This is a genomic window from Salmonella sp. SAL04157 (genome assembly GCF_046551635.1).
GTDB lineage: Bacteria > Pseudomonadota > Gammaproteobacteria > Enterobacterales > Enterobacteriaceae > Salmonella > Salmonella enterica.
Genome location: NZ_JBGDVS010000001.1, coordinates 319,704 through 332,362, shown reverse-complemented (window position 1 = coordinate 332,362; position 12,659 = coordinate 319,704). Strand labels below are relative to the sequence as shown.

Annotated in this window: 13 protein-coding genes; 10 read left to right on the top strand and 3 right to left on the bottom strand. The window is 50.7% G+C overall.

Annotated elements, in window-relative coordinates; all coding sequences use genetic code 11:
* Window positions 1-34 precede the first annotated feature (34 nt).
* The 4 genes from stdC to ACLJRE_RS01590 all read left to right on the top strand — a co-directional run bounded on the left by stdC (window position 35) and on the right by ACLJRE_RS01590 (window position 3,217).
* Window positions 35-778, top strand: coding sequence for a fimbrial biogenesis chaperone StdC (gene stdC, locus ACLJRE_RS01605; RefSeq protein ID WP_000798491.1), 744 nt, complete (start codon window positions 35-37; stop codon window positions 776-778).
* The gene (locus tag ACLJRE_RS01600; protein ID WP_410957297.1) at window positions 775-1,857 is read left to right on the top strand and encodes an adhesion protein; all 1,083 of its coding nucleotides are present in this window, start codon (window positions 775-777) and stop codon (window positions 1,855-1,857) included. The genes stdC and ACLJRE_RS01600 overlap by 4 nt, the downstream gene beginning before the upstream one ends.
* A 108-nt stretch (window positions 1,858-1,965) precedes the next feature.
* The gene (locus ACLJRE_RS01595; protein ID WP_000093333.1) at window positions 1,966-2,472 is read left to right on the top strand and encodes a CaiF/GrlA family transcriptional regulator; all 507 of its coding nucleotides are present in this window, start codon (window positions 1,966-1,968) and stop codon (window positions 2,470-2,472) included.
* Window positions 2,459-3,217 carry a hypothetical protein gene (locus tag ACLJRE_RS01590; RefSeq protein WP_023212715.1) on the top strand — a complete coding sequence of 253 codons (759 nt, stop codon included), beginning with the start codon at window positions 2,459-2,461 and terminating at the stop codon, window positions 3,215-3,217. The genes ACLJRE_RS01595 and ACLJRE_RS01590 overlap by 14 nt, the downstream gene beginning before the upstream one ends.
* 209 nt (window positions 3,218-3,426) lie before the next feature.
* Here the strand turns inward: ACLJRE_RS01590 and ACLJRE_RS01585 are convergent, their stop codons facing one another.
* Window positions 3,427-4,269, bottom strand: coding sequence for a nickel/cobalt efflux protein RcnA (locus tag ACLJRE_RS01585; RefSeq protein WP_143550158.1), 843 nt, complete (start codon window positions 4,267-4,269; stop codon window positions 3,427-3,429).
* Window positions 4,270-4,390: 121 nt separating this feature from the next.
* Between ACLJRE_RS01585 and rcnR the strand changes: the two genes are divergently transcribed.
* On the top strand, window positions 4,391-4,663 hold the full coding sequence (gene rcnR, locus ACLJRE_RS01580; RefSeq protein WP_000019954.1) for a Ni(II)/Co(II)-binding transcriptional repressor RcnR: 273 nt from the start codon (window positions 4,391-4,393) through the stop codon (window positions 4,661-4,663).
* A gap of 30 nt (window positions 4,664-4,693) precedes the next feature.
* On the opposite strand, the gene ACLJRE_RS01575 is transcribed toward rcnR, so the two are convergent.
* Window positions 4,694-5,923, bottom strand: coding sequence for an amino acid permease (locus ACLJRE_RS01575; RefSeq protein ID WP_000036837.1), 1,230 nt, complete (start codon window positions 5,921-5,923; stop codon window positions 4,694-4,696).
* A gap of 141 nt (window positions 5,924-6,064) precedes the next feature.
* A complete protein-coding gene (locus ACLJRE_RS01570) occupies window positions 6,065-6,520 on the bottom strand; it encodes a multidrug/biocide efflux PACE transporter (RefSeq protein WP_001519547.1) in 456 nt (151 codons plus the stop codon).
* A gap of 103 nt (window positions 6,521-6,623) precedes the next feature.
* Here ACLJRE_RS01570 and ACLJRE_RS01565 point away from each other — a divergent pair, with 103 nt between their 5' ends.
* From ACLJRE_RS01565 to araE, 5 genes are all read left to right on the top strand, one after another.
* Window positions 6,624-7,487, top strand: a complete 864-nt coding sequence (locus tag ACLJRE_RS01565) for a LysR family transcriptional regulator (RefSeq protein ID WP_023212717.1) — start codon at window positions 6,624-6,626, stop codon at window positions 7,485-7,487.
* Window positions 7,488-7,609: 122 nt separating this feature from the next.
* Window positions 7,610-8,788: an acetyl-CoA C-acetyltransferase gene (locus tag ACLJRE_RS01560; RefSeq protein WP_023212718.1), complete on the top strand. Its 1,179-nt coding sequence runs from the start codon at window positions 7,610-7,612 to the stop codon at window positions 8,786-8,788.
* Between the two features lie 429 nt (window positions 8,789-9,217).
* A complete protein-coding gene (gene kduI, locus ACLJRE_RS01555; protein ID WP_000383273.1) occupies window positions 9,218-10,054 on the top strand; it encodes a 5-dehydro-4-deoxy-D-glucuronate isomerase in 837 nt (278 codons plus the stop codon).
* Window positions 10,055-10,110: 56 nt separating this feature from the next.
* Window positions 10,111-10,872 (top strand): 2-dehydro-3-deoxy-D-gluconate 5-dehydrogenase KduD, encoded by a 762-nt coding sequence (gene kduD / locus ACLJRE_RS01550; protein WP_000602495.1) that lies wholly within the window; start codon window positions 10,111-10,113, stop codon window positions 10,870-10,872.
* A gap of 352 nt (window positions 10,873-11,224) precedes the next feature.
* Window positions 11,225-12,640, top strand: coding sequence for an arabinose-proton symporter AraE (araE, locus tag ACLJRE_RS01545; RefSeq protein ID WP_000253635.1), 1,416 nt, complete (start codon window positions 11,225-11,227; stop codon window positions 12,638-12,640).
* The last annotated feature ends 19 nt before the right edge of the window (window positions 12,641-12,659 follow it).

Sequence of the window (12,659 nt, the reverse complement as noted above, 5' to 3'; positions counted from 1 at the left end):
CCCTGTCACAGAGCAGGACTAACGGAGAAAACAGGTGAAAAACAGCAGAAGAAGCCGTGTGATTTTACTCGCGCTGGCGGCAGCATGGAGCCAGTGCAGCCCGGCGGCCGTCAATGTCGACCGGACCCGTATTATCATGGATGCGCCGCAGAAAACGGTGGCCATCACGCTGAATAACGATGACAAAACCACGCCGTTCCTGGCGCAGTCCTGGGTGACGGATGCTGACGGGGTGAGAACGGATGCGCTGATGGCGCTGCCGCCGCTGCAGCGTATTGATGCCGGACAGAAATCCCAGGTCCGCATCACCCAGGTTCGTGGGCTGACAGATAAGCTCCCTCAGGACAGGGAAACGCTGTTCTGGTTTAACGTGCGGGGCGTTCCCCCGAAGCCGGAAGACGACAACGTCCTGCAGCTGGCCATGCAGAGCCAGCTGAAACTGTTTTACCGTCCGAAAGCCATTATCAGAAGCAGCAATGACCAGCCGGAAAGAAAGCTGACCGCTGAGCGGAATGCGGGACACCTGACCCTCAGAAACCCGACGCCGTACTACATCACTGTGGCGTGGCTGGGAGCAGACCGTAGCCACAGGCTCAGCGGTTTCCGCGAGGGCGTGATGGTGCCGCCCCTGGGGAGCCTGCCTTTAAAGGCTGTTCTGCCGGCAGAAACCCGGACGCTGTGGGTGGGGTATATTGATGATTACGGTGGACTGCAGATGAACCGCTACGCCTGCGATGCCCTGAACTGCGCGTTTAAGGACGCAGGGGCGACATCATGACAGGACGATTATTCAATATGAAATCACTGATACTGTCAGGTGTGTTTCTTTTCTTTGCTGTCTGTGATTCTGCGAGGGCAAACTATGACTGGTCAAAATGTGATGCCAATGGAAATGTAAATATTCAGAATATCAGTCTGAAGGGAGGACAATATTTACAAGGGCAGGAACTGCAGAAGATTACCGTTCCCATAAGTTATACCTGTACTACAACATGGAGCAGTTTTAATTCACTTGTTTACTCTACAGCAGTTTCGCTTTCCGATATGAGACAGGTAGCCACTGCGCTAAAAGATCGCGGTCTTGGAATGGATATCGTTGTTCAGGAAGGGAGCTTGACTCCCGTGACATTTACGTGGAGGGATATACAGGCAGGGTTTTCAGGCTGGTCCAGTTCAAAAACATTCGGGCAACGTATGGAAGCGCAAAAAACATATAACCGGAGCGGAACGATTACAGTACATATTTTTGTCGAACAGGTTTTCAATAATAATTTTTTGGACATAAACATTCCGGGAAGTAAAATTAATATATATCCCTATAGCCCGTCACAACCCGGACTGTCTGTTGAACCACCGACTGTTCCATTCAGACCTTTAACTGTTTCTGCGTTTAATCTCAGGTTTATTCCTGACAACTCAGGCAAGGTTATTATCTCTCCTTCTAATACTATCAATATGGGGCGTTTTTATACGGAATATAAGGAAACCCTGGTGCCCAGGGAAGTACCTTTCACCGTTACAGCACAACAGAATGTCGGAACGCAGATCTCATTCGTCGCCCCACTGGCTATAGAGTTCAGGACCAACGGTCTGACACTGGCAGATGCTGACAGCACCGTGATTCTTAAGAATAATAAACAAGAAAACAATGGTTTCAGACTGTCGGTAATGGATGTGGATAATAACACACCAGTTAAATTTAATGTGAAAACAGATATGGGATCTATCCATCTTGATAACGGTGCCGGTGGCAGAATTATAAAACAGTATAAAGCAAAGGTCGAAGCTATACCCGGTGCGGTAATTAAAACAGGTGCTTTTTCAGCCGCAATGACAGTGATTGTTACTTACAATTAGCAGGATTAAATACCATTTCCTGATAGTTAATTAAAAAATAGCTATAAATTTATCTTTATGATTATTTTTTCTTCTCGGTCTTTTTCACTAAAAAAACGGAGAGTTTGCATGTCTTCTGATAAATCAAAAGGGAAGATAGTTTTTTCAGGTAACGATATTCATTATCCCGGACAGACCAACCATGATGCCTGTTTTATTCCGGTAAGTGTCCGCCAGTATGCCGGCGAGCCCCTGTATATCATCGTGGCACACTGGTGCCTGTTGCAGCAGAACTGGGTTCAGCGTAACCAGATAGCAGAGGCGTTTCACATCACGGCCAGACGGGCCAGCTACCTGATTGCCTATCTGCGAAGCAAAACATCGCGGGTGGTCAGCATCTGCCGTCACCAGACCCTGCCCAATAAAGCACGACGCTATGAGATTTATGTTATCCGGGTTCTTGACAGTCCCACCCCGTCCACGCGCCGTGAAAAAGCCGGACCGCCGCCGGTATCAAAACGCCGGGTCGGTAATGGTGACAGGTCGATGGCAAATGAACTGTGGAACCGGCTGTGCAGTAACAGAAATGCGGGGAAGATCCTGAAAAAGAAGGAGGATGAGGATGACGGAACATAACCGGATACCGGCCCGGCAGATTATCGTTTACGGTGACTGCTGGCCGGTGACGATCGCCGTGGCACACCTGATCCGGAGATTTCTGCCGGGCTGCAACTGTGAAACCGCATACAGTCTGCCTGTTCTGTTGCAGCAATTACGTCGGAAACCGGAGGCCATACTGATACTGTGTCTGCGTCCCCGTGAACATCTCTTTTTGTTCTATTCCCTGAGACAGATACTGCCGGACTACCCGGTTATGATTATCAGCGATGAGCTGTTTTTCAGCGACCGGGTGGTACTGAAGGTATACGGCGGCATCCCGGCGCTGCTGGAGCAGGAACTGGCGGAGATACTTATCCGGGGGCGGCGGGGTGAACAGTGGGCCGGGGGCGCACGCCTGCGCAGGACAGGAGAGCTGGACGCCTTTTTGTTATCTCCGGCTCCGGTGACGGGCTTTCTGGAAGTGCCACCGATATTTAACAATCCGAAGCGGTTGATGAACTATATGGACCAGTTGATGCACCGGGAGATACTGGCATGCGGAGTGAGCCTGGCCCAGTTACGCTTGCTTCAGGAAGTTTACCGTGGACGGGGAAGGTTGTCAGCGTTGTGTGGAAGGCTGAATACGCAGGAGAAGCAAATCTGGCAGGACAAATACCGGTTACTGGTGAAGCTGGGAATGCGGAACCGATTACGGGAACTGCTGTTTGGTACCCGGTTTTGTAAATCACTGCAGCGAACTCCGTTTATCGCTCCGCAATAACCCGCCTCCGGCGACCCTATCCAGAAACACTGACACTCCGGCTACACCCGGTGGCGGTGGGGCATGTTTTGCCTGTGGTGTAGTGGAGTAAAATACAGAATTCAGGCGGGACGCTGAATGTATGGCCTTTCATACCGTTTGATAAGTAAAAACGCTTCTGGAATGAAACCCGAAGTGAATGATACGGCCTGAGCAGAAGCGTTACATATTTACTGCATGATCCCGGTATAGCCATGAATTCCCATATACACGCCGACCAGACCAATCAGAATGCTCGAAAAATAGGGCGCCCGCCGGGCAAGCGCCGAAAAACCACTCCAGCGCTTTGCTGCCTGTTGAACGCTTATCGCCGCGCCCACGCCTACCGTCACCAGCGTTAATGCCAGGCCAAGACTAAAGCTCAGCACCATCGTGGCGCCCAGCGTAAACGCTTTAAGCTGGATACAAATCAGTAAAACGGTGATCGCAGCCGGACAGGGGATAAGCCCTCCGGTCAGGCCGAACAGCAGGATCTGTCCATTAGTCACTGTTTGACCATCAAAACGGCGTTGAATATCGGCAGCATGGGCGCGTTCATGGGCATCCTGATACGCTTTTGACGTTGCGCCTTCCGGATGTATGTGACCATGATGGTCGTGGTCGTGGTCGTGGTCGTGGTCGTGGTCGTGGTCGTGGTCGTGGTCGTGATGGTGGTTTCCCGCCAGCCACTGCTGCTCGCCTCGCCATGTCCGCCAGAACATCCAGCACGCGGTGCTCAGAATAATAATCGCAGAAATTAACTGCAGCCATGGTTCCACTGATTGTGCGGTGAATGCCCGGCTAAGATACATCCCACCCAGCGCGATTAACCAGACGATCGCGGTATGAGAAAGCGTTGCTGCCAGACCGAGCATGACGGCCTGTTTAACCGTACCTTTAATGGCAATAATAAAAGCCGCCATCATAGTTTTGGAGTGCCCTGGTTCAAGCCCGTGCAAAATACCTAATAAAATGGCGCTGGGAATGAAGAACCAGCCGTTTCCTTGCTGAAGAAGTGTCGAAAATTCACCCATGAGAATGATTCTTAGTTGTTTTATGTGGGCGTTATTCTACTCCCCCCCAGTATGGAATACTACCCCCCAGTAGCATCGTAATGCTATAATTTGTATTCGTTAATGTAAGTGAGGTGTTGCAATGTCACATACCATCCGGGACAAACAAAAGCTTAAAGCCAGAACCAGCAAGATTCAGGGACAGGTGATAGCGCTAAAAAAAATGCTGGATGAACCGCATGAATGCGCGGCCGTGTTACAACAGATCGCGGCGATTCGCGGCGCGGTAAATGGCTTAATGCGCGAGGTGATTAAAGGGCATCTGACCGAGCATATCGTTCATCAGAGTGATGAAGTCAGACGTGAAGAAGATCTGGACGTAATATTAAAGGTGCTGGATTCTTATATAAAATAGCCGGGAGTTATATCCCGGCTATCTTTTACTTTAGCCGAAAAACATCACCGATACGCAAAGTAAACCGACGACCAACGTAATGAAATTACCTACTGAACGGTAGGGTTTCAATGCCGGTATCAGGTACGTTGACAACGTGGGCATAATAAACAGAATCATCGCAATGAGCGGGCCGCTAATGGCATAAATCATAGAGATGGCATTCGGGTTAATACAGCAAATAATAAACGTAATCCCGGAAACCAGCATGATAGACAGCGCGCGATTGAACGCCCGGCTTTTTTTCACGCCAACCTGCTGTAGGGTGGTTCTTACCATTTCGGTTGCGCCCTCAATGACGCCGAAATAGGTGCCGAGGAAAGATTTCGACATGGCCACGACGGCAACGATTATACCGGAAATAGAGAGCCAGGCCGGCGCATTGGGCATCATCGAGAGCGCGGAAAGGATGGTAACGCCTTCGTTGCGCGCGTCTTCAATGTATGACGGTGGAATGGAGAGCAGGCAGCTAAAGACAAAGAACAGCACGCTCAGGCAGATAATCAGATAGGCGACCTTCATGATCTTTTTGCATTTATCCATGGCCTGATCGCCAAAATTTTCCCGTCTGTCGATGGCAAACGTCGAAATAATGGGCGTATGGCTAAAAGCAAAAACCATCACCGGAATAGAAATCCATACCTGGTGCAACGTGTGACTATCCAAAGACATCTGCCCGGTCAGTAACGAGGGTTGCCAGCTTCCGGTTAAGTAGAGCGAAAGGAACAAGAAGTAAGCGATAAGTGGAAAGACTAAAAAGCCCATTACGCGAAGAGTGGCATGTCTTCCCATTAAGAAAATCATATTCAGGATAAGTACTACGCCGAAGCTAACTGCCATCCGGATGCGAATATCTATCTGAATATGCTTCGCTAATTGCTCTGTCAGGGAATTGGTAATCGCCACAGCATAAATTAATACCACGACAAAAAACGCAATGAAATAAAGCGTGGTAATAATACTGCCGATTTTCTTGCCGTAATAATGAGTAACGGCGCCAGTAATTCCCTCACCGGCAGAAGTCTTTGAGGAAAGAATAAACTGACACAGCGCCTTATGCGGCCAGTATGTCAGCGGCCAGGCGACCAGCGCGGTAATAAATAGCACGATTGCGCCTGCCGATCCCAACTGGATGGGAAGGAAAAGAGTGCCTGCGCCTACAGCCGTTCCGTATAATGCAAAACTCCAGAGAGTCTCATCTTTTGACCAAATTTTAGACATTATTTGAATTTATCAACTATAAAACACACAAAAAGAAGCGCAATTTACCATAAATAGCGTCAGTTGGGGGCGTTTTAAGCAGATGGATGTCGTGGAGGAGGAGGGCCGGGAGCTTTGCGATCCCGGCAAAAAAGAGCAATATCATGCACTAACGCGCTGTTGGCGGCGGGTCACTATTCGCTGGCGTAAAACATCGTACGCCCAGTTGTACAGCATCGTGTACGGCAAAAAGAACAGGAAGAAACCAATTTCCAGGGTGAATGCTTGTAGCAGGCTGACATTCAGTACCCAGGCGACAATACTCACGCCAATGACAATAAACCCACTTTCAAATCCTAACGCATGGAGTGCGCGCACTTTGGCGGTTCGTCTCACCTGATGCGCGGGCCACAGTCGATCAAACAGAGCGTTATAAATGATATTCCAGATCATGGCCGTCGTTGCCAGCAATATCGTCAGGCCGCCCATCTCCAGCACCGAGCGCTGCATTAGCCAGGCGGTCGTTGGCGCCAGTATCGCAGTCGCAATACCTTCAAAACAGACAGCATGGAAAATACGCTCCGGCAGCGAGCGACGTTGTATGGCGTCATGTTGCATAAACGAAAAAACCTTACTCTTAATCAAGCTAAAGAAATTTCCGCTATTTTATCGTTTAATGTGATACCTAAAAGATAACATCCATCGATAAAGTAGATAGGTTATGCGTTACTCACCTGAAGCGTTAATGGCATTTGTTGAGACCGTCTCTTGCGGTTCGTTTTCTGCGGCGGCGCGCCGCCTGCGTAAAAGCCAGTCCACCATTAGTACCGCCATTGCGCATCTGGAGGCGGATCTGGGATTTTCATTATTTGATCGATCTTCGCGCCAGCCCGTTCTGACCGAAGAAGGAAAACGGGTGCTTAGCTATGTTCAGGCTATTTTATCGGCGAGCGATCGTCTGGATGAGGTGGCGCTGACGTTATCCGGCGAGACGGAGGCAAGACTCACGTTCGTCCTCTCTGATACCCTGCACCCTGACAGTCTGGAAGAGTTAATGGCGCAGTTTGATCGTCAATTTCCGCATACCGAGTTTGAATGCTTGATCGGAGAAAATGATGATGTCATCGACCTGCTGCAAAAAGGGCGCGCCCAGATAGGCCTGATTGAAGCGCGTGATAACTATCCCACAGACATTGGCGCGACGCGTCTGCCTGTTCAAAGCTGGATGGGGGTTTATGTGGCGACCACGCATCCGTTGGCGTCGCAGACGAACCTGCGATGGGAGCAACTGCATACCTGGCGCGAGCTGCGTCTGAATACCTACCTTGAATCTAACGCCAACATTACGCGCGGCCCGGCCTGGTCAGCGCCAAACTATTTATTGCTGTTGAGCATGGCGGTTCAGGGATTTGGCTGGTGCGTATTGCCCTGCGCGCTGGTGGAAGAGTTTGCGGCGGAAAAACCGCTGGCGCAGCTGGATGTTCCTGGCTGGCCGAGGGCGATTGCTATTGATTTGCTGTGGAACAAGAAGACGCCGCCCGGAACGGCGGGGAACTGGCTTCGCTACCATTTGCAGCAGAAATAAGCTGCGTCACCGTCAAATCAGCGTCATTTCCTTTGTGATAAAACTCACTTTTTTTAAACAATCAAGATAACTAATTTTAACAATGCTCTACTATGGCGGTGTCATTTTGCGCTGAGGTGGTAATGAAAGAGGTTGTGATAGTGGGGGCTTTACGGACACCCATCGGCTGTTTTCAGGGAACGCTGGCCCGTCATTCCGCCGTCGAGCTGGGGAGCATGGTCGTAAAAGCGTTAATTGAGCGCACCGGCGTGGACGCTAACGCTATCGATGAGGTCATCCTCGGTCAGGTACTGACGGCTGGCGCCGGGCAGAATCCGGCGCGCCAGTCAGCCATCAAAGGAGGGCTGCCGACAACCGTTTCCGCCATTACCATTAATGACGTTTGTGGTTCCGGTTTAAAAGCGTTGCACCTGGCGACGCAGGCTATTCAGTGCGGCGAAGCGGACATTGTTATCGCGGGCGGGCAGGAGAATATGAGCCGTGCGCCGCATGTCCTCAATGATAGCCGTACCGGCGCGTTGCCTGATGCCGACAATCTGGTGGATAGTCTGGTACATGATGGCTTATGGGATGCCTTCAACGATTATCACATTGGCGTGACGGCAGAAAACCTGGCGCGGGAATATGGCATCAGCCGCGAGTTACAGGATGCTTATGCGCTCAGTTCGCAGCAAAAAGCCAGGGCTGCGATTGATACCGGGCGTTTTAAAGATGAGATTGTCCCCATCGTCACGCAACGTAATGGGCAGACCGCAATTGTCGATACGGATGAACAACCGCGGGCCGACGCCAGTGCGGAGGGGTTAGCCCTGCTGCATCCGGCGTTTGATAGTTTAGGTTCGGTGACGGCGGGTAATGCCTCCTCAATCAACGATGGCGCAGCCGCGGTGATGATGATGAGCGAGACGAAAGCCCAGGCGCTGGGGCTGCCGGTGCTGGCGCGCATCCGCGCGTTTGCCAGCGTCGGCGTCGATCCTGCGCTAATGGGGATTGCGCCGGTATATGCTACCCGGCGCTGTCTGGAGCGTGCCGGTTGGCAACTGGCGGAGGTCGACCTTATCGAAGCCAACGAAGCGTTTGCCGCCCAGGCGTTGTCGGTAGGAAAAATGCTGGAATGGGATGAGCGACGGGTAAACGTTAATGGCGGCGCGATTGCGCTGGGGCATCCTATTGGCGCGTCCGGCTGTCGAATTCTGGTTTCACTGGTGCACGAAATGGTTAAACGCGACGCGCGTAAAGGCCTGGCGACGCTGTGTATCGGTGGCGGCCAGGGCGTTGCTTTAACCATTGAACGCGATTGATTCTGCGCCAGCCATCCTTTTCCTGCTTCAATATTCCGTTATAAAAAGCCCTCTATCACGAGGGCAAAGCCAGTGACAGAACCCCCTTTTTCGTTATAGCGCAGAACGTCTTGCCGCGTCGGGCATTGCAGACGCATACCGCTTTTAATTCAATTTGCACATCAGACCTCGTTCTAAAACAAGCTTCAATTTTTATCTGAGTAACCGCATACAGCATCTGGCGCACATGTCTGAAAATCAGACATGTGTGTAAGTTTTAGCGCCGTTCGTGATCGCTACAGCAGTTTTAAAAATAACCAACCATATAAATGAAACGTTGTTTTATTTATTGTTGAAAACCTTCATCCAGGCGACTATGATGCCGTTAAATAAATCAAAACAGTGTTTTGATTTTATGCCGTTGCGATCGATTTATCATTGGAGGGAAAAGTGGACGTAAGGCAAAGCATCCATAGCGAGCACGCTAAAACGCTGGACACCCAGGCGCTGCGACGCGAGTTTTTAATAGAAAATATTTTTGTCGCTGATGAATATACGATGGTCTACAGCCATATCGACCGTATTATTGTCGGCGGCATTATGCCCGTCAGCCATTCTGTTGAAATCGGCGGAGAGGTGGGTAAACAGCTTGGCGTTTCCCGGTTACTGGACCGCCGCGAGCTGGGCGTCATTAATATTGGCGGCGCGGGCGCCATTATCGTTGACGGGCAGCGCCATGACATTTGTCATCGTGATGCTCTGTATATTGGTAAAGGGGCGAAAGAGCTGGTCTTCGTCAGCAATGAGGCGAGCAGACCGGCGAAGTTTTATTACAACTGCGCGCCAGCGCATACCGCTTATCCGACGAAAAAAGTGTCGCCTGCCGACGTTGCGCCCGTCACCTTAGGCGATAACCTCACCAGTAACCGTCGCACCATCAATAAATACTTCGTACCGGATGTACTGGAAACCTGTCAGCTCAGTATGGGACTCACCGAACTGGCGCCCGGCAATCTATGGAACACCATGCCATGCCATACCCATGAGCGCCGTATGGAAGTTTACCTCTATTTCAATATGGAAGAAGACAGTTGCGTTTTCCATATGATGGGGCAGCCTCAGGAAACCCGTCATATTGTGATGCGTAATGAACAGGCGGTTATTTCCCCAAGCTGGTCAATACATTCCGGCGTTGGCACCAAAGCCTATACGTTTATTTGGGGCATGGTGGGAGAAAATCAGGTCTTCGATGACATGGATCACGTTGCGGTACAAGATCTGCGCTAGTCGCGACCGGTGATAACGCCTGTGCGTGACAGGCATGACAAAAATAAGGATTAACAATGATTTTGAATGCATTTTCTCTTGAGGGTAAAGTCGCGGTTGTGACGGGGTGCGATACCGGATTGGGGCAGGGGATGGCGTTAGGGCTGGCGGAAGCGGGCTGTGACATTGTCGGTATTAACATTGTTGAACCGACGGAAACTATTGCGCGCGTCACCGCTCTGGGACGTCGTTTTTTAAGCCTGACAGCCGATCTGCGTCAAATCGATGGTATTCCGGCATTACTGGAACGGGCGGTGGCGGAATACGGTCATATTGATATTCTGGTGAATAACGCGGGTTTGATCCGTCGTGAAGATGCGATTGATTTCACGGAAAAAGACTGGGATGACGTCATGAACCTGAACATCAAGAGCGTGTTCTTTATGTCTCAGGCGGCGGCAAAATATTTTATTGCCCAGGGCAACGGCGGCAAAATTATTAATATCGCGTCTATGCTCTCCTTCCAGGGCGGCATTCGCGTTCCGTCTTATACCGCGTCGAAAAGCGGCGTAATGGGAATAACGCGTCTGATGGCGAACGAGTGGGCGAAACACAATATCAATGTAAACGCCATCGCGCCGGGCTATATGTCCACGAATAATACCCAGCAATTGCGCGCTGATGCACAACGTAGCGCCGAAATTCTCGACCGTATTCCGGCTGGACGTTGGGGGCTACCGGGCGATTTAATGGGCCCGGTAGTCTTCCTGGCATCCAGCGCCGCTGATTATATTAACGGCTATACCATAGCGGTAGATGGCGGTTGGCTGGCGCGTTAATCCGCTACTGACAAATGCGTTTCTGGGAAAATCGACTCTTTGGCCGAAAAACTGATAAAGCCCTGTCCTGGTACAGGGTTTTTTTATGATCTCATTAGCATAGTCCATATTGTGGGTTTAACTTAATCCATATATTGTTAAATAATAGCTATGATCAATGCTTTAATTTATTGAAATATTGGTAGTTTAAAAAAATACCCGGCAACGGCGTTAAATTTAAAAAGTGTAATATCCATCACATATCGCTATAGCGTAGCCATTTAATCCATATTTATGCCGTTTCCAGCCTGACACTTGGGGAAGAGTATCCCGTACTTTCAGGCTATGTCTTACTCTGTTGTGGCAGGAAAATATGGTCTCTATTAATGACTCTGCTTTAACGCCGCGTTCGCTTCGCGACACACGACGTATGAATATGTTTGTTTCGGTTTCTGCAGCGGTAGCGGGACTGTTATTTGGTCTGGATATCGGCGTTATCGCCGGGGCGCTGCCTTTTATTACCGACCATTTCGTACTGACCAGCCGGCTGCAGGAATGGGTCGTCAGCAGTATGATGCTTGGCGCGGCAATTGGCGCATTATTTAACGGCTGGCTTTCATTCCGGCTGGGGCGTAAGTATAGCCTGATGGCCGGCGCGATTTTGTTTGTGCTCGGCTCGCTGGGGTCGGCGTTTGCTTCCAGCGTGGAAGTATTGATTGGCGCCCGCGTGATACTGGGCGTAGCAGTAGGGATTGCCTCCTATACCGCGCCGCTTTATCTCTCTGAAATGGCAAGTGAAAATGTTCGCGGCAAAATGATCAGTATGTATCAACTGATGGTGACGTTAGGCATTGTGCTGGCTTTTTTATCCGATACGGCATTCAGCTACAGCGGCAACTGGCGCGCGATGTTGGGCGTGCTGGCGCTGCCTGCGGTGTTGCTCATTATTCTGGTGGTATTCCTGCCGAATAGTCCGCGCTGGCTGGCGCAAAAAGGTCGCCATATCGAAGCGGAAGAGGTGCTGCGTATGCTGCGCGATACCTCGGAAAAAGCCCGTGATGAACTGAATGAGATTCGGGAAAGCCTCAAACTCAAGCAGGGCGGGTGGGCATTATTTAAAGCTAACCGCAATGTTCGCCGCGCCGTGTTCCTCGGTATGCTGCTACAGGCAATGCAGCAGTTCACCGGCATGAACATCATTATGTACTATGCGCCGCGCATTTTTAAAATGGCCGGCTTTACCACCACGGAACAGCAAATGATCGCCACGCTGGTGGTCGGGCTGACCTTTATGTTCGCGACGTTTATCGCCGTCTTTACGGTCGATAAGGCCGGGCGTAAACCGGCGTTAAAAATCGGTTTCAGCGTAATGGCGTTAGGGACATTGGTGTTGGGCTACTGCCTGATGCAGTTTGATAACGGTACGGCATCAAGCGGTCTCTCCTGGCTTTCCGTTGGGATGACGATGATGTGTATCGCCGGTTACGCGATGAGCGCCGCTCCGGTGGTGTGGATACTGTGTTCGGAAATCCAGCCGCTGAAATGCCGTGATTTTGGCATTACCTGTTCAACCACGACAAACTGGGTATCGAACATGATCATCGGCGCGACATTCCTGACACTGTTGGACAGCATTGGCGCGGCAGGTACATTCTGGCTTTACACCGCGCTGAATATCGCTTTTATCGGCATCACTTTCTGGCTGATTCCGGAAACCAAAAATGTCACCCTGGAGCACATCGAACGCAAGCTGATGGCGGGCGAGAAGCTAAGAAATATTGGCGTGTAATCCCCCCTCCCATGCCGGA

What these genes read in the sequence shown, in the direction of transcription:
- ACLJRE_RS01600 (WP_410957297.1), top strand. Translation starts at nt 775, where the DNA reads ATGACAGGACGATTATTCAATATGAAATCACTGATACTGTCAGGTGTG.
- ACLJRE_RS01595 (WP_000093333.1), top strand. Translation starts at nt 1,966, where the DNA reads ATGTCTTCTGATAAATCAAAAGGGAAGATAGTTTTTTCAGGTAACGAT.
- ACLJRE_RS01590 (WP_023212715.1), top strand. Translation starts at nt 2,459, where the DNA reads ATGACGGAACATAACCGGATACCGGCCCGGCAGATTATCGTTTACGGT.
- ACLJRE_RS01585 (WP_143550158.1), bottom strand. Translation starts at nt 4,269, where the DNA reads ATGGGTGAATTTTCGACACTTCTTCAGCAAGGAAACGGCTGGTTCTTC.
- rcnR (WP_000019954.1), top strand. Translation starts at nt 4,391, where the DNA reads ATGTCACATACCATCCGGGACAAACAAAAGCTTAAAGCCAGAACCAGC.
- ACLJRE_RS01575 (WP_000036837.1), bottom strand. Translation starts at nt 5,923, where the DNA reads ATGTCTAAAATTTGGTCAAAAGATGAGACTCTCTGGAGTTTTGCATTA.
- ACLJRE_RS01570 (WP_001519547.1), bottom strand. Translation starts at nt 6,520, where the DNA reads ATGCAACATGACGCCATACAACGTCGCTCGCTGCCGGAGCGTATTTTC.
- ACLJRE_RS01565 (WP_023212717.1), top strand. Translation starts at nt 6,624, where the DNA reads ATGCGTTACTCACCTGAAGCGTTAATGGCATTTGTTGAGACCGTCTCT.
- ACLJRE_RS01560 (WP_023212718.1), top strand. Translation starts at nt 7,610, where the DNA reads ATGAAAGAGGTTGTGATAGTGGGGGCTTTACGGACACCCATCGGCTGT.
- kduD (WP_000602495.1), top strand. Translation starts at nt 10,111, where the DNA reads ATGATTTTGAATGCATTTTCTCTTGAGGGTAAAGTCGCGGTTGTGACG.
- araE (WP_000253635.1), top strand. Translation starts at nt 11,225, where the DNA reads ATGGTCTCTATTAATGACTCTGCTTTAACGCCGCGTTCGCTTCGCGAC.